Origin of the sequence: Paenibacillus sp. FSL E2-0178 (genome assembly GCF_038593005.1) — a bacterium.
Lineage (GTDB): Bacteria > Bacillota > Bacilli > Paenibacillales > Paenibacillaceae > Paenibacillus_AQ > Paenibacillus_AQ phytohabitans.
Genome location: NZ_CP151953.1, coordinates 2,732,379 through 2,748,618, shown reverse-complemented (window position 1 = coordinate 2,748,618; position 16,240 = coordinate 2,732,379). Strand labels below are relative to the sequence as shown.

The window sequence follows — 16,240 nt, the reverse complement described above, 5'->3', positions numbered from 1 at the left end:
AGTCCAAAGCAAATAGAGACGAGGGGGAACAACTATGAGCGAACGCGCATCTAACCGGATATTTGATATCCTTAATGTCCTGATCATTATTGTCGTAATTCTTGTGTGTCTGCTGCCCTTTGTTCATATTATTGCGATCTCGCTCAGCTCCAGCCGTCCGATCATGTCGGGCCTGGTGACCTTTTTCCCGCGGGAATTCACTTTTGAGGCCTACACCAAGGTCTTCTCCGATATGTCGATGATCCGTTCACTGGGCTTCACGATTATGCTGACTATTCTGGCTACCGTGCTGTCGATGGCCATGACAATAGCCGTTGCTTACTCCTTGTCCAAGAAGGAGCTGCGCGGACGAAAATGGTTCATGCTGATTATTGTCGTTACGATGTTCTTCAGCGGAGGCATTATTCCGGATTATATCCTGATCCGGAACCTCCACCTGCTGGATACCGTCTGGGCGCTGGTGCTGCCCGGTTTAATCAGCCCTTTCTATATGATTATCCTTATTTCCTTCTTCAACAGCATTCCGAAGAGCCTGGAAGAGGCAGCGGAGATTGACGGGACAACGCATCTGGGCACCTTGTTCCGCGTTATACTTCCGTTGTCACTGCCGTCACTGGCCACATTAAGCTTATTCTATGCCGTAGGCCGCTGGAATGGATTCCAGGATGCGCTGATGTATATCAACCGTCCGGATCTCTATCCGCTGCAGCTGAAGTTGTATCAGATGATCCAGAATAATCAGGTCAGCGAGCTGATGCAGCAGGAGGGTCTGGGTATGGCACAGCTGATGCCGGAGAGCTTGAAGGCGGCAAGCGTAGTCTTCTCCACGGTGCCGATTCTGATCGTATATCCATTCCTGCAGCGTTATTTCATCAGCGGCATGATGGCAGGCGCGGTTAAAGGCTGAGGAAGACGAAGAGGAGGGAAATACCGTGACACAGGCGATGATCAACAGGCTTACGGAAAAACAGCGCCATCTGGTGGACCAGGCGATGGCGCTGATGGATTCATTCTATGACGCAGAGATGGAACTGCTGATTGATGAGGAGCAAAGTGACCGGCATAATACGCGCAGCAGTGCGCACTATGCGCTGGGACTGCTGATCCGCAGCGGCGAAGGTGATCAGGAACGGGCAGCGGGATTGCTGAATAAGGTCATGGATCTGCAATTCAATGTCCCTGACGAAATTTATCACGGCACCTTCCGCGTGTCGCCCCAGGCCGCGCTGCCACCGGCCGGGAACTACAATTGGAAGGAATTCGCGCCGGGTTTTGCGTACTTTCTCAGTGAAACTACTGACAAAATCGGTAAGCGGCTCGGCGCCGCACTTTCCCGGGAAATAAGTCAGGTTCTGCCGGATTGTGATGAGCTGACGGTTAGGGGATATCTGCAGTCCGCAGTGGATGAGGTGCTGCCTCCGGTATGGAAGAGCTATGACCCGAACTGGCGTGAATTCATCGCAAGTACGTTCGCGGTGATTCTGGAGGAGTTCGCGGATGTCCTGCCGGCGGAGCTTGTCTCACGCATGGACGAGTCTATGAAGAGGGCGGTTTCAGCGTCCATTGACCGGCGTCTATCCGATGCCGTGCCGATGAACTCCAATATTGAGCTGATGCACATCTTTATCGTCCATTATTACGGGCACAGGTTCGCCCGTGAGGACTGGACCCGCCATGCTGGCCAAGAAGCCGCTGCATTCCTCGTGGCATATGCCGAATTCGGCTCAATAGCCGAGTTCAATACAACGACCTATTACGGCGTCGACCTTACGGTGCTGGGCTTATGGAGAACCTATGGATGTTCTGCCGCTTTCAGGGAAATCGGGCAGACGCTGGAGCGGGGGATGTGGAGTAATATCGCCTTGTTCTATAATCCGGTATTGGAGAACCTGTCGGGACCGTTCTCCCGGGCTTACGAGATGGAGATGACCGGACACAGCTCCATTGGAGTGTTCCTCTATCTGGCACTGGGGGCAGGCTATGAGCATCTGGCTGCGCCGAACTGCGAGACAACACATGATCCGCTGATCGCGCTGGCTGGTGCAGCTATTCCGGCTGAACTGCTGCCGCAATTCGTAAGCTTTGGCGGGAGCCGCAGAGTGGAGAAACAGTTCCGCGAGCTGTGTGAACGGGACAAGCCGGGAGAGAACCGCAATCTGTGCACCGCAGCGGCCTGGATTGAAGAGCGCCGGATGATCGGGGCGATGTCGGGAAGCCGCAATACGAACGGCCAGATGCATCCGGCCACCATTCACTGGATGGATACCAACTGGAAGGATGCCGCCGGCAGTTCCCGCTATTACCTGCGCCTCATTCGCAGGGAGCAGGGCAAGAGCTGGAACAGCCATCTGCGGGGCATGATCTTCGAAGCTGAGGTAGAGAAGGATCTGCTGACAGCCACAGTCCGGCTGGATACAGAGGTTTCAATTGAAGTGTTGTTTGAAATTACCGGACCGGGGCTGGCCGCTGCCCGGATAACGCCAGAGCGCTGGACATTGCCGGGTCTTGGCTGCAGTGTATCAGCGGCTGCACCGTCCCCGTCCATACAACTGGATGAGCAGGGTGAGAAGCTGGAGATTATCTATCTGCACCGTCCCGAAGACGGGGTGCAGGAGATGGCCTTCACGCTCCGGCTGGACCCGGCTTCTGAATAGTTAAGGCCTGTGAAGATAGACCTCAAGCAAATGGTGAGGTCTATCTTTGTCTACAATGGGGCATCCGCTGAAGCGGAGAGCCTGAATCTGGAAGGTGGCGTACAGCGATGACAGAGGCGAGAGTAAACCGGATTTACGCCGGTATTGATGTCGGCGGCACCAAGACGATGTTCTGCGTCACCGGCGGCAGCGGAGAAATTCTGCTGCTGGAGCGGAGAAGTACAGCGGCGCATGAAGCCCCCGGGTCCTTTATGGCTTGGCTGTTTGCTGAATTAGCGCAGCTGCTGGCGGGGATTCAACTGGAGGTTCCACAGCTCTCGGGCATCGGCATCGGCTTCCCGGGTGTTATAGGCGATACGGAGGGCTGTTTGACTCAGGCTCCATCGCTGCCCTGGCCGGCGGAGGATATCCGCCCGCTGATCCGCCGTCATTATGCAGGACGGATCTATCTGGATAATGATGTGAATCTGGCTCTGCTTGGTGAATGCTGGAAGGGCGCTGCGGAGGGGAAAGAGCATGTACTGATGATCACGGTCGGCACGGGCATCGGCAGTGCGATGCTGCTGAACGGACGGCTGTATAAGGGGGCGGATTTTGCGGCAGGCGAGGCCGGGTACATGATCGTTGATGCCGGTCAGGACCGTCATCGCCTGCCGGCCTCAGGCGCGGGCTTCGGGCCGCTCGAAGCAGTAGCGTCCGGCAGCGGCATCACGGCGCTGGCCCGGGCGTGGCTCGCCGAGGCGGAGGCACGCTCCGCGTCGCGGATTCTGGAGCTGGCCGGAGGCGGCGGGGAGAACGTCGATGCCCGTCATGTGCTTCAGGCAGCAGCTGAAGGTGACCCCGCTGCCCTTAGTCTTATGGACCGGCCGCTCGAGCATCTGGCGGCTGCAATAGCCAGCGCAGCCGTGCTGTTGAATCCGCAGCTGGTCGTGCTTGGCGGCGGGGTTGCCGTATCCGGCGATTATTATATGAAGGAAATCCGTGAACGGGCCGGCAAATATTTGCCCTTTCCGGTCAATATCGAACAGGCGAGGCTGGGCAACACGGCAGGGGCGGTTGGAGCTGCGGCAGCTGCTGCGGCCATCTTGTGGTAAAGGAAGAATGCATCATGGATAATACGGCGATCATACCTCTGGAAGCCAGGACCGAGCTGCTGAAGCTCCGCTTATTATATTTGCTCTCGGGTCTTGCTGGCGGACTCTTTAATCCCTATCTAACGACCCTGTTTGTACATCAGGGCATCGGAGCCAATGTCGTGGGGGTACTTATGTCCATCGGCACACTGCTGGCCATCGTAGTTCAGCCGGTATGGGGGCTGATGGTCGACAGGTACCGCCAGACCAAGCTCGTGCTGTTACTGAGTATTTCTGTACCGGCTGTTTTGTCTTGCCTATACGGCTTCAAGTACACTGCGGTAATTATAATGGTCTATATACTCTCTATAGTCTTTCAGGCTACCCAAAGTCCGGTGGCGGACTCCTATGCCGTTACTGCAGCCCGCAAAGGACGTACCTCCTACGGGACAATCCGCAGCCTGGGCAGTCTGGGCACGGCAATAGGCGGTTATGCCGGAGGATTCTACCTTTCGCATTTTGAAATTACTCAGCTCTGGATGCCGTTTCTGTTCCTGAGCCTGGGCGGGGCGGCAACAGTCCTAACACTGTCACGCAGTACGGAGCGGACAGCAGCGGCCATATCACTGTCGCAAGGAATGAAGGAGCTGCTGGGGAACCGGCTGTTTGTGTTGTTTCTGATGGCCTGCTTTTTCGTAAACCAGACGCTTACGGCTTATAATTCCTTCTTCGTCCTGGCCTTTCAGGAAGCCGGGGGCAGCTACTCCCTGGTCGGGACAGCGCTGCTGCTGGCTTCATTAACTAATATCCCTTCGATGCTGCTGGCCGCCAGAATCCTGAAGCGGATCGGACATGAACGGACGCTGCTGCTGGCTGCCTTCTTTTATGCGCTGCGCTGGGGGATTCAGTGGTTGTTCCCGGTGCCGGCGGTCATGGTCGGGATTCAGGTGCTGCATGGATTGTCCTTCGGGCTGTTCTATGTGGCTGCGGTGGAATATGTGGCAGAGGCTTCCGGCAAAAAAATGCAGGCGACCGGCCAAAGCCTGTTCAACATGGTTTTTTCCGGACTGGGCGGGATTGTAGGGAACCTCTTAAACGGTTATTTGTTCTATTCAGGCGGTGCACAGATGATGTATCTGGCCTGCACGGTTAGTGCGCTTATCGGCGCGGGCATGCTATATTGGATAAACCGAATGACCAAGGCACCTGTGTAAGCTTTTCTTTCATCCCGCAGGCAGAAGGCTTCGGATTCCATTTCAAGAAGGGCGGGAGTACATATGAAACGAAACTGGTCGAGCAGAATGATGTTCTCCTATTTCCCTATCTTTTTGCTGACCGTGTCGATCCTGATTTTCCTGTCGTTCCTGATTGTGGGCGAGCTTTCACGCAGTGAAACGGACAAAGCCAACCGCATCTCTACCGGCTACGTAGTAGATTCCCTGCAGAATGCGTTGAGTGATGTGGAAATATCTGTGCTCCAGGAGATGGAGACCAATCATGATTACGGCGATTTCTTGAACGGGCTGAGCGATGAAGGCGACCGGACCCGGCTCTATAATACTGTAAAAGATATGAGTGCTGTCCTCTACCGCAATCAGCTGATTGACTCGATCTATATTTACCGTAAGTGGGATGATAAGGTGCTGACACTCAGCGGCCTGGTGGACAGGGAGGTGTTCGCCGACCGGGAATTTCTGAACCAGGCGCTGGCGGGCAGCGGTGAGCGGAACTGGAGTGATGTGCGTACGCTGCGGATATTCAGCTCTGACCAGCCGGTGCGGGTAATCAGTATGCCGAAGATGCTGCCGCTTCCCTTCGGAGCCGAGGGGATGATCGTCGTCAACTTAAGCATGTACCGGCTGGAACAGATGATTGACAGCATGACGAACAGCCAGGTGTCCTTCATGCGTGTGGTAGACGGACAGGGTCAGCTGATCTATACGGCGCATGGGGACAATAATATGCAGGAAGGCAGCGTGCTCACCCGCATCCATTCGGATAATACAGGCTGGACCTTTGAGAGCGGCATCCGTGCGGGCGAGCTCTTCGCCTGGATGTCGGTCGTGTCGTATGTCTGGATTATTATCGGCATCCTGACCGTCGTGTTGGGCACGCTCTATATTCTATATATCACCCGCAAAAACTACCGGCCGATCCAGGCCATGATGAACCGGATTCAGGCGCTGCAGTTCCGCGAGGAGAGTCTGGACAGCAAGTCGCGCAGCGAGCTTGTGCTGATTGATCAGGCGCTGGAGACGCTGATTAACCAGACGGTAAGCTATCAGGAGCAATATGACGAGAACCTGCTGGTGCAGCGCCGCCAGCTGTTCCTGGATCTGATGGAAGGTGAGCGGGGCGATTCCCCGGACGGGAAGCTGGAGCGGTTCAAGCCGTTCACGGAAGAGGCTGAAGCCTATGCGTTCATTGCCGCAGAGATGAACCAATATGACGGGTTCCGCCGCAAATACCCGGCCAAGGAGCAGAATATGCTCAAGCTGACGCTGATGAATCTGTTCCAGGAGCTGGCGGCGGAAGAAGGCCTGCAGGGCTGGGCCGAGTGGGTGAGCGGCAACCGGATTGGACTCATTATCGGCAGTGATGACAGTCTGAAGGATGACAAAATTACTCTGCGTAAACTCGCGGAACGTTATCTCCGCTGGGTCAGTGACAACCTGGGGTTGTCGCTGGCGATTGGAGTAGGTCCGGTTGTGACCGGACTGGAGGCCATTTCGGATTCCTGCAAGGCAGCGGAAACGGCACTGCAGCATAAGCTGTCACTCGGCAAAGATATGGTGGTGCTGAGTGACAGCCTGCCTGACCGCTCCACGCTGCATTCCTACAAGTACCTGCAGATGCTGAGCGAGATTGTCCGTGAATTCCGGATCGCTGATGAGAATTGGCGGAAGCGGGTGGACGAGCTGTTCGTCTGGTTCAGCGGCGATCAGATCAGGGATGAAGAGATTCATATGCTGCTGCATATGCTGATCCAGATGCTTGACCGGGAGCTGGGGCAGCTGTCGGACAGTCTGCGGCGGATTTTTGGCGGGCCGAGTCTACAGGGGTATTACAGTGAGATTGAGGCGCAGGCCACGCTGGAGCAGGTTCATACAGTAATGCTGAAGTGGCTGGCGGAAATTTACCGGATCTATGTCTCCGTCAATGAATCGAAGAGCTACCGGGCAATGATCAGCGAGATGAAGGTATATATAGAAGAGAACTTCGATAATCCCGATCTTTCGCTTAAGCATCTAAGCGACCGGTTCCAGATCTCGGGCAAATATGCCAGCCATTTGTTCAAAGAGGAATTCGATATGAAATTCGTCGATTTCCTGACTCAGCTGCGGATGCAGCGCGCGGAATATCTGCTCGCGACAACCAGCGATAATTTGCAGGATATCGCCCTGAAACTGGGCTATACCAGTTCGATCACGTTCGGCCGTGTCTTCAAGCGGGTCGTCGGGGTTACACCGGGTGACTACCGCAAGCACCGGATGAAGCCGGGAGCGGAGGATTAAGACAACGGATGAGGGTGTCCGGTGCATAACACTTAAGACTATAACCAGCCAGCCAAGTGCCAATCCATAGGGAATGGGAGAAGCCGTGTGCCGGCATCTAATTAGCTGATAATGAGGGCCTCTCAAGTTGACAACTGGAGAATTGTTGTATATATTGCAACTCTAGTCCGCAGATGCCGGAGTATTTGAGCAGATTGTTGTACGAAATACAAGAATTGTTCCAATAATCGGCTTGGATGGCGAGAATTGCTGCATTTCGTACAACAATTCCTGCTTACGGCCGTATTGACGGGCAGAATGTTGTATTCTGTGCAGGAATTCAGATTGGCTCATTACTTTTGTCGGCAGTCACCGGGTCTCCGGCACATCAGGAGGGTTAAGCCGGTGATTCTTGCGACACAGTCTACCTGAAGTGCAAGGATTTGCTGCTCTGAAGAGCAGAATCTGTTGTCTTTTACGGGGAGTCATCTCTGTGCCAGGCTTGACAGCCCTTTCATCGTTTGGGTATGGTAGTCTGGTCAGAATAGAAGGAGGTATAGCCTGATGTCAGGATTGCTTGGGAATCACTTCATTACGCAGATTGGAATTCTGGTGAACGATATCGAGAAGGTAAGCGCGGCGTATGCGGACTTCTTTGGCATCGAGAAACCGGAGATCGGCATTACAGATACGGCAGATATTGCTCAGACTAACTATAATGGCGGGGCGACGGAGGCTCGGGCGAAGCTTGCTTTTTTCGATATGGGCTCACTGCAGCTGGAACTGATTGAACCGGATCATCAGCCGAGCACATGGCGCGACTATCTGAATGAGCACGGGGAAGGGCTTCACCACATTGCTTTTGCAGTGGAGGGAATGAAGGAGAAGATTATGCTGCTCGAAGGCAAGGGCTTCCCGCTTCAACAGAAGGGGGAGTACACCGGAGGACGTTATGCTTATATGGATACGTTCAAGGAGTTGAAGGTGATCCTGGAGCTGCTGGAGAACGATAAATAAGCAAGAGTGTCATAGAGGAGGAACGATCATATGAATATACTGATTACCGGGGCCGGGCGGGGACTGGGTTTGGATCTGGTTACGATAGCGCTGGAACGCGGACATTCAGTCATTGCCGGTGTGCGTGATTTAAGCCGGGGGCAGGACGCATTGTCCGGGCTTAGCGCAGATTATGGAGACAAGCTGACGGTGGCTGCGCTCGATGTTACGGACGAAGAGGGGATCGCGGCGCTTGCCGCCAGCCTGAAGGAAGAGGGGCGGACGCTAGGCTCCATTGTTAATAATGCTGCCGTGCTGAATGCCTCGGATACTTCGCTTGAAGAGCTGGATATTGCCGAGATGCAGCTTGCGCTGGATATTAACCTGTATGGGCCGATGCGGGTGGTCAAGCACTTCCTGCCGCTGCTTACAGAGCCGGATGCGTCGATCATCAACATTTCGTCCGAAGCAGGCAGCATTACGAATGCTTACCCGGGCAGCTACCCGTACACCATCTCCAAGACAGCACTTAATATGTTCTCGCAAAAGCTGCATGTTACCCTGAAAGAGCGTGGTTTACATGTACTAAGCGTGCACCCCGGCTGGATGCCCACCGATATGGGCGGAGCGAAAGCGCCAACGAGCCCGCGTACCAGTGCCGAAGGTATTATTACCCTGATTGAGCAGCGCACCGCGCCGGAGGGGCACTTCATGTTCGTGGATTACACGGGTAAGGATATGGAGATTTAGTCGTATATATTGAAAAAGAGATCAGCGGATCGTTCACCGCCGGTCTCTTTTTGCGTGCTGCCGTAATTATAGGTCATATCATCTGGTCTGAGCGCTGGAGCTCCGCTTGTTCGAGATAGGGATGATCATAACCGCCGCTCATGCCTGCTGATCCAAGCAGCACCTCTTCCAGCGCACCAAGTTCAATGGGCTTTAGCAGAGAATCAATGCCGCCCTGGCAGAAGGCCTTCAGGACAAATTCATGGCTGCTGGTGACGATGATTCTGCCGTTTGTCTGCTGATCATACCACTGGTCCAGCGGCATGGCTTCGCTCAGCAGCAGCAGTCTGGCATCTGTAATAATGAGTTCAGGTCTATGCTTCTGAATAAGCCGCAGGGCAGAAGGCTCGCAGCCGGATTCCAGAATATCCGCCGCTTCGGGGAAGAGCTGCTCCAGCATGTGCTTCAGGCGATCACGTACATGAGGGTTATCGTCAATGAGTAGTATTTGCATAGGAATGCCTCCTGTCAGGATGCCATTTGATGGGTAATCTTCTCTTCCGGGGAACGCTGCGGCCAGAGCAGCAGTCCCAGTGAACCTACAATAAGGATCAGGCACAGCCAGTAAGAATGCCGGTAGCCGACCCACTGTGCGGCTGCTCCGCCTGCCAGGCTTCCGGTCAGTCTGCCGATCGTTGTAGCATTGGTATACAGCGTTGATGCGTAGCCCGGGAGGTCCGGCAGCAGGTCCTGGATATAACTGATTCCAATCGCTGAGATTACGGCTACGAAGAAAGCCAGCAGCACCTGTCCGGCAATGAGCTGCCACAGCTCTCCAGCTCCAAGCACCAGCAGGTAATAGAGTGCACCGAGCATGATTCCCCAGCCCATCAGCAGCTTGTTAGAATATTTGGCGGATAACAAGCCAAGCATGAACATGAACGGAATTTCCAGCAGTGCGCAGATACTCGCAACCGAAGCCACATTCTGCGTATTGCCTCCAAGCGTATTGATGATGAAGAGTGAAATGTTCAGGTTATTGGCCCAGTGTCCGGCATAGAGCAGGGTCAGGACGAGAAAAGGCACCAGCACCCGGGTATTCCGGTGCAGCCGTACCGGCTTGTGTCCACTTTTGCTGACCTGTCTGACGGCTGCGGCTGCGGAGGAACGTACGAAACTAAATACAAGCAGTGCATTAAGTAAGAAAATTATGGTGGTAGACAGGAACACACCCTGATATCCGAAATGGCCCAGCAGGACGGCTCCTGCCAGCGGACCGCTAATGAATCCGAGCGAGAACATAGAGCGTAAGGTAGAATTGGCAAAGGCATGGTCAGCGGACGCGCTGGCGTTCACAGCTTCCCTGCTACTAGCGAATAATTGCGGCATCGCCGGAGCGCCGGCTGCGGTGAACACAGTCATATAGATCAGCAGCGGATAGAAGTCATGGATAAATATATATCCGGCAAAAGCGATGGCATTAAACGTCATGCAGATGACCATAAGCTTGCGGCGGCTCAGGCCGGTATCCGAGCGTTTGGCAATTAACATACTTATAGCGACACCGCTGATGAGCGTCACGGCAGTGAAGATTCCGAAGGTTCCGGCGGATACGCCAAGCTCTTCCGTGAAGTAGACAGCCAGGAATGGGGCACTGATCGAGATGGCCATTCCCTGCAGCAGCATGCAGAGCATGAATATCGGATAGGTTGGAATCAGAAGCAGGGCATAGGTTCTTTTCAACATAGAGGCAGTGAAGTTCCTTTCGGCATAAGCTTGCAGACTTATCTTTGATTTGGTTATAGTATAATTAATTATTTGGGAATATTGAATGTTTTATCTGATCATAAAAATATACTATTTGGCTGGGATGGTGACGATTGTGGACGTGAGACTGCATGCCTGCGCGTATTCTTTTCATACGCTGCCCTTCAAAACCTCCTTCACTCCCCCGCCGTTCTTCCTCTTCCGGCTGCAGGTGGTAGGCAGCTGCAAGGCGCTGGTCAACGGGAGAATGACAAGAATTCAACCCGGCGATTTGCTCATCTACCAGCCCGGGGAGCCCTATCATCTGGTGGTGGAGGAAATGGACGGAAGGATTGAGAGCGGCGATTATTACCTGCTCTGTGAAGGCTCGTGGATTCAGCAGTGGTGGGAATCGCGGCCCCGTCTGCTGCATCAGCGGATCCATCTGGATGCCGGCATGCTGTCCCTGTGGCAGCAGCTCAGCATGGAGCAGCACCGGATCGTCCAGGACAGCCCCGAGCTGATCCGCCATTTGCTCTGCGCGCTCTGCCTGTCGCTTGACCGCTTGTCGGTGGAAGCCGTCTCTGTTGAGGATGCGCCGAAGCGGTCCAATGAAATGGTGATGAGAATGCGCCGCTACATTAACGAGCATGCGCTTAGTCCGCTGCGGGTAGAGGATGTAGCGGATCATGCCGGACTCAGCGTGTCGCGTGCGGTGCATCTTTTCAAAGAGCTGTCGGGATATACTATCATTCAATATACGCAGGAAATCCGGCTGTCGAACGCCCTGGAGCGTATCCGCTATACCGACTTCAGTCTGGAGAATATTGCGAATGCCTGCGGCTTCGCGACCTATTCTTATTTCCACAAAGTATTCAAGGCCAGGTACGGCATCTCCCCCAAAGAGATCCGCAAGCGGCCGCTGGAGAACAAGCCGGAAGGGGATTATGTAATTACGAGCGGAGACCTTAAATTTACCGGATTGTCGGCTGATGCGCTGAGGTTTCATTATCCGCACGGAGATCCCCCGCAGCCCGGCAACTCCTGATTTCAGCTGATGATTCTCTAATTATGAACTGATTTTTATGTTAATTGTTCAGGTGTTGCTGTAAGCGCTAATCTTTTATGATGAGGAAGGATAGAACAACCGGGCTGTGCGGAGGAATGTGAACGCCTGGCTTTGGATGTAATGAAACCGTTGTCATAAAGATTAAAGGAGCGATTATCCATGGAAACAGCTACATATCCGTTTAGGCAAATTGAAGTACAGCTGAATGAACGTGTTCAGGATCTGCTCTCCCGGCTGACGCTGGAGGAGAAGGTAAGTCTGATGCCGCAATATCAGGCGGCGATTGACCGTCTTGGTGTAGGCGGTTACAAGCATGGTACAGAAGGGGCGCACGGGATTTCGTGGCTGGGCAAAGCAACCTCATTCCCGCAGCCAAGCGGACTGGCCTGCACCTGGAACCCGGAGCTGCTGCAGCGGATCGGTTCAGCGATCGGCGATGAGGCGAGAGCGTTCTACCGGAAGAATCCAACCGTTAACGGCCTGACCCTATGGGCACCGACCGTGGACATGGAGCGGGACCCGCGCTGGGGCAGAACAGAAGAAGCCTACGGGGAAGATCCTGAGCTGACGGGCCAGCTGAGCACCGCACTTGTCAAAGGCATCCAGGGCGATCATCCGGTGTATTTGAAAGCGGTAGCAACCCTTAAGCATTTCCTCGGCAACAACAATGAAATTGACCGCGGTGTGGCTTCATCCAGCATTGATCCGCGGAACATGCGTGAATATTATCTGGAAGCCTTCAAGCCGGCCTTCAAGGAAGGCGGAGCACAATCCATGATGACCGCCTACAACTCCGTGAATGGCGTACCGGTTATCCTGCACCCGGCCGTGATGGAGATTGTGAAGGGTGAATGGGAAATGGACGGGTTCATTGTAAGCGATGCCGGGGACCTGTTCGGGATTGTAAAGGACCATAAGTATTACGATTCATTCGCCCAGTCGATGGCCGAGTCGATCAAGAACGGGATTGACAGTGTAACCGAAGAGACGGAGGAGACCATTAAAGTCATCCATGAGGCGATTCGTGAAGGCCTGCTGACCGAGGAGGATCTGGACCGCGCGCTGGCGAACACCTTCCGCATCCGCTTCCGGCTGGGTGAGTTCGATCCGGAGGAAGGTAATCCTTATGCGGCAATTGATGATTCCGTCATTCTCAGTAAAGCGCATAGCGACTTGTCTCTTGAAGCGGCCAAGGAATCCATTGTCCTGCTGAAGAATGACAACGCAGCGCTCCCGCTGAGTGCATCCGCGCTGTCCAAGGTAGCGGTCATCGGCCCGCTTGGGGACGAAGCCTTCAGAGACTGGTATTCCGGCACACTGCCTTATGCGGTGACACCTCTGCAGGGAGTGACCAAGAAGCTGGCAGGCAAGCAGGTCTCCTTCGAGAGCGGCGATGACCGGATCCTCTTAACCTCTGCGGCCAGCGGCCGGACGGTGGGCATCACCGGCGAAGATGGACGATTGGCTGTGCTGCATGACAAGCCGGAGCGCGGAGAATTGTTCCGCCATACCGCTTGGGGCTGGAGCGCTAATACCCTGGAGGCCACAAGCCGGGGCCAATATGTCACTCTGACGGATGCCGGTATACTGACAGCTTCCGCTGATGAGATCTACGGCTGGTATGTGAAGGAATCGCTGAATCTGGTGGCGGAAGCGGGAGATTTGGTATCGCTGCGGACCTGGAATAACAAGCCGCTGTTTATTAGTGGTGAGGACGGAACCATTTGCGCAGCTGAAGAAGAAACATCTGCCGCAGCTGAGTTATTCCATAAGAACGTTGTAGTGAACGGCGTAGAAGCTGCGGTAGAAGCGGCCAAAGCCGCCGAGGTTGCAGTCGTATTCGTCGGCAACCACCCGCTGCTGAACGGGAAGGAAGAGATCGACCGGCCGGATATCGTGCTGCCCGTAGAACAGGAGAACCTGGTTAAGGCCGTCTATGCCGCCAATACGAATACAGTAGTTGTGATTGTCGGCAGCTACCCGATCTCTTCCACCTGGATCGATGAACATATCCCGGCGGTGCTGTACACCTCCCATAGCGGGCAAGAGCTCGGCAATGCGGTGGCAGATGTCCTGTTCGGCGATTACAGCCCGTCCGGCAGACTGAATATGACCTGGTACCGCTCTGTGGATCAGCTTCCGGAATTCATGGACTACGACATCATCAAAGGCAAAAGAACGTACTTGTACTTCGACGGGGAGCCATTGTATCCGTTCGGCCATGGTCTGAGCTATGCACAGGTGTCTTACAACAAGCTGAAGCTGGAAGCGGAAGAAGTGCAGGAGGACGGCACGATCAGCCTGACGGTAGAGCTGGAGAACAGCGGAAGCGTAGACGGCGCTGAAGTGGTTCAGGTGTATGTGCAGTCCTTGTCGACCCGGATCAGACGCCCGCTCAAGCAGCTGAAGGGTTTCGACAAAATCCATCTGGCCGCAGGACAATCGCAGACCGTAGCCTTTACTCTGCCGGTGTCTGATCTCGCCTTCTGGGATGTAAGCCGTGAGCAATACTGTGTAGAAGACGGAGAATACAACATTCTTGTGGGCCGTTCCTCCGGTGACATCAAGCTGTCGGCCAAGATAAGAGTACACGGCGACACTGTACCGGCGCGTAACCTGTACACAGCCGTCAAAGCCGAGAACTACGATGATTATGAAGCGGTATTCCTGGATGAATGCAAGGCAGGCGGAGCTTCGGTACATCCGGTGAAGGATGGGGCCTGGATTGCCTTCAATAATGTACAGTTTGCCAAAGGCGCAGCTGGTGTCGAAGTGCTCGTATCTTCCGTGAAGGGCGGCAGCATTGAAGTCAGAACCGGAAGCCCTTCAGGTAAGCTGGCAGCAACGCTGGAGATCCCGGCAGGCGAAGCCCAGAAATGGCATAGCCAGTCCGCGATTGCGGGTGTAGATGCCGGAACCGACGATGTGTATCTGGTATTCACTGGTGAGGTATTGCTCAGCCGCTTTCAGTTTACTTTGTAAAAGGCAGGACTTAGCAGATTATTACAGCTTAAGCTAACTATTATATGTGATGTCCAAAAAGCTTCTGAATTGCCTTCGTGCAGTTCGGGGGCTTTTTAATTGGATTGGATAGTAATTCCTTCCTTAGGGTACACCTGTTCATGGGATAACTGTACTTTGTACAACTAAAGTAGGCTATTTTTGTGCAGGCGGAGGTTTAATTGCACTCTGTACACTTATTTAACTCTCCTATGCCATAAAAGGACACTTTCCCCTTTTTTAGTTGTACAGAATACAGTTATCCCTGCTCATGCGGTTATTCGCCGGTTTTTAGCTGTACGAAATACAACTATCCGCTATGCACTCCGCAGTGCCAGCTCAAGTACACCTTGCTTCCCAGTGGCCTGTCACTCATGCCCGGTATATTTTTAAGTCCCCCCAATTTAGATACATATATTAGGAGATAAGTCACTGCCAATTCGGAACGTATGTTCTATTATGTGTGGAAGATGTAACAAGCTTCCGGGAGGATGATAGTTATGATGGATAAGATTAAGTTTCTGATAGAGGCCAAGCAAGCAACTTATGCAGGTAAGGGTCCGGAGTTAATCCCGTCCCGGCCGGCGTCTCATGATCTGGAATTTGTGCGCGGGAACTTGAAATACATAGACACCTACCTCGGTTCGGAGAAGTTTGCCGGAGAGGAAGCCTTGTGGGAGGATGACCAGCCGCTGTGGGCGATGAATTACGCCGGGCGTGTGACCGCGGAAGGCTTCAGCGGTGACTTCCTGAAAGCCGCCCTGCTGCTGGTGCCTGAGGATAAACCCTTCCGCGGGCCGGAGTATTATACGGATGGCCATCTCATCTATAAATGCTCAGTAGACGGGGACTTCTCCTGGTTCAACGGGTCAGAGGTGATTTGGGCCGGAGATACAATGGTCTATGAATGTATGTTTCATGGCGGTGTAATTAAGGAGTAGCACGCGGAACGTCCTTTCCTGCCAAACTCCCGCTGAACAATCATGCTCAACACAAAAAGCCTCCCAAGCAGCCCATTCATGGCTTATAGGAGGCTCTGTTATTCGGTCAATCGCCGCCGCCCCCACCGCCGGAATCCCCGCCACCGCCGGAATCGCCACCACCACCACCGAAATCACCGCCACCGCCGCCATGTCCTCCATGACCGCCGCTGTCCCAGCCGCCGTGGCCGCCGTGATGGTGGCTGCCGCTATCCCAGCTGCTGCCGCCATGGCTGTGGTTGTGATGCCCGTGGTGATGGCTGGCTCCGCTGTGCCCGTCATTGTGACGGTGATCATCGCTGCGGCTGTCCCCGGCAGAGTTGTTCAGATCTGGCCCCGGAAAGAAATAATTATCAGCGGAATTATTTCTGTGCCCGTAATGCCTGTTCTTGCGTTGAAGACGATTACTGTGATTAATCCCCAGCACAGCGACATATACAACTACTCCAACAAATACAATGCTACCGATCATGCTGAATCGCTCCTTTGTAAGAAAGTA

13 protein-coding genes are annotated in these 16,240 nt (G+C 54.1%); 10 read left to right on the top strand and 3 right to left on the bottom strand.

The window, feature by feature from the left end; genetic code table 11:
• Positions 1–34 precede the first annotated feature (34 nt).
• The 7 genes from MHI42_RS12045 to MHI42_RS12015 all read left to right on the top strand — a co-directional run bounded on the left by MHI42_RS12045 (position 35) and on the right by MHI42_RS12015 (position 8,967).
• The gene (locus tag MHI42_RS12045) at positions 35–907 is read left to right on the top strand and encodes a carbohydrate ABC transporter permease (RefSeq protein WP_171717011.1); all 873 of its coding nucleotides are present in this window, start codon (positions 35–37) and stop codon (positions 905–907) included.
• A 25-nt stretch (positions 908–932) separates the two neighbouring features.
• Positions 933–2,654 carry a hypothetical protein gene (locus MHI42_RS12040; RefSeq protein WP_342423917.1) on the top strand — a complete coding sequence of 574 codons (1,722 nt, stop codon included), beginning with the start codon at positions 933–935 and terminating at the stop codon, positions 2,652–2,654.
• 107 nt (positions 2,655–2,761) lie between these two features.
• A complete protein-coding gene (locus tag MHI42_RS12035; protein WP_342423916.1) occupies positions 2,762–3,748 on the top strand; it encodes an ROK family protein in 987 nt (328 codons plus the stop codon).
• Between the two features lie 14 nt (positions 3,749–3,762).
• Entirely contained in the window at positions 3,763–4,941 is a 1,179-nt protein-coding gene (locus MHI42_RS12030) for an MFS transporter (protein WP_342423915.1), read from the top strand.
• Positions 4,942–5,004: 63 nt separating this feature from the next.
• Positions 5,005–7,242, top strand: coding sequence for a helix-turn-helix domain-containing protein (locus tag MHI42_RS12025; RefSeq protein ID WP_342423914.1), 2,238 nt, complete (start codon positions 5,005–5,007; stop codon positions 7,240–7,242).
• Between the two features lie 540 nt (positions 7,243–7,782).
• Positions 7,783–8,238 (top strand): VOC family protein, encoded by a 456-nt coding sequence (locus tag MHI42_RS12020; protein WP_042140871.1) that lies wholly within the window; start codon positions 7,783–7,785, stop codon positions 8,236–8,238.
• Between the two features lie 30 nt (positions 8,239–8,268).
• Complete coding sequence (locus tag MHI42_RS12015) at positions 8,269–8,967, top strand: SDR family oxidoreductase (protein ID WP_342423913.1); 699 nt, start codon at positions 8,269–8,271, stop codon at positions 8,965–8,967.
• Positions 8,968–9,040: 73 nt separating this feature from the next.
• On the opposite strand, the gene MHI42_RS12010 is transcribed toward MHI42_RS12015, so the two are convergent.
• On the bottom strand, positions 9,041–9,460 hold the full coding sequence (locus MHI42_RS12010) for a response regulator (protein ID WP_342423912.1): 420 nt from the start codon (positions 9,458–9,460) through the stop codon (positions 9,041–9,043).
• A gap of 14 nt (positions 9,461–9,474) precedes the next feature.
• Complete coding sequence (locus MHI42_RS12005; protein WP_342423911.1) at positions 9,475–10,692, bottom strand: sugar efflux transporter; 1,218 nt, start codon at positions 10,690–10,692, stop codon at positions 9,475–9,477.
• A gap of 136 nt (positions 10,693–10,828) precedes the next feature.
• On the opposite strand from MHI42_RS12005, the gene MHI42_RS12000 reads away from it, so the two are divergent.
• The 3 genes from MHI42_RS12000 (at position 10,829) to MHI42_RS11990 (ending at position 15,702) form a co-directional block, all read left to right on the top strand.
• Positions 10,829–11,740, top strand: coding sequence for an AraC family transcriptional regulator (locus MHI42_RS12000; protein WP_342423910.1), 912 nt, complete (start codon positions 10,829–10,831; stop codon positions 11,738–11,740).
• Between the two features lie 180 nt (positions 11,741–11,920).
• A complete protein-coding gene (locus MHI42_RS11995; RefSeq protein ID WP_342423909.1) occupies positions 11,921–14,743 on the top strand; it encodes a glycoside hydrolase family 3 C-terminal domain-containing protein in 2,823 nt (940 codons plus the stop codon).
• 518 nt (positions 14,744–15,261) lie between these two features.
• The gene (locus MHI42_RS11990) at positions 15,262–15,702 is read left to right on the top strand and encodes a DUF5680 domain-containing protein (RefSeq protein ID WP_342423908.1); all 441 of its coding nucleotides are present in this window, start codon (positions 15,262–15,264) and stop codon (positions 15,700–15,702) included.
• 106 nt (positions 15,703–15,808) lie between these two features.
• On the opposite strand, the gene MHI42_RS11985 is transcribed toward MHI42_RS11990, so the two are convergent.
• The gene (locus tag MHI42_RS11985) at positions 15,809–16,213 is read right to left on the bottom strand and encodes a hypothetical protein (protein WP_342423907.1); all 405 of its coding nucleotides are present in this window, start codon (positions 16,211–16,213) and stop codon (positions 15,809–15,811) included.
• Positions 16,214–16,240: the final 27 nt, after the last annotated feature.